At 74.7% G+C, this 846-nt stretch carries 1 protein-coding gene; it reads right to left on the minus strand.

What is annotated here, in order from left to right; all coding sequences use genetic code 11:
• Nucleotides 1-846: hypothetical protein (locus MSIMFI_RS26595; protein WP_396820592.1), on the minus strand; the 846-nt coding region annotated here is incomplete at both ends.

Genomic DNA, 846 nt, shown 5'->3' on the forward strand with positions numbered 1-846 from the left:
CCACAACTTCACAACAGACCCAGCCCCCCCCATCCCCGCCCAGCCCCCCCCCCCCCCCGCCCCCACCAGCACCGGCGTTGACCCCACCAACACCACCAGCCCCAGCCACACCATCGCCGCCATCACCACCAGCCCCACCAGCACCACCAGCCCCGGCGCGCCCGCCATCTCCAGCGACCGAACCACCCAGGCCACCATTGCCACCGGCGCCACCGGCACCGCCGGCGGTACCGTCGCCCCCGGACTCACCCGGATTGACACCATCAGCGCCGCTAGCGCCAGCGGCGCCAGTGCCGCCAGCTCCGCCCGCACCGCCGTTGCCGTAACTCCCGCCATTACCACCGGCCCCGCCGTTGCCCCCGTTCGCGCCGGCCGCGGTGGGACTAAACCCGTCCCCACCATTGCCACCGTCGCCGCCCGTGGTGACCGCGAGACCGTCAGCACCGGTCTGGCCAGCACTGGCGCCGCTGCCACCGGCCGCCCCACCACTACCACCGATACCCCGGGTGCCCGGGTTACCACCATTACCGCCGGCCCCACCATCAGGGTTGGCCGCGGTGCCAACCGCCCCATCCCCGCCGTCACCGGCGGTACCGGCGTCACCGCCAGCCCCGCCCGCTCCACCGTCACCATTGGCACCCGCGGCGCCGGCGGCAGCGCTACCACCGATGCCGCCCTTACCGCCAGCCCCGCCATCACCGGCCGAGCCGCCACTGCCACCGGCCCCACCAGCACCGGCGTTGACCCCACCAACACCATCAGCCCCGGCCACACCGTCGCCGCCATCACCACCAGCCCCACCAGCACCACCACCCCCCGCCCCCCCGCCACCTCCACCGACCGAAC

Origin of the sequence: Mycobacterium simulans, from assembly GCF_900232995.1 — a bacterium.
GTDB classification, from domain to species: domain Bacteria; phylum Actinomycetota; class Actinomycetes; order Mycobacteriales; family Mycobacteriaceae; genus Mycobacterium; species Mycobacterium simulans.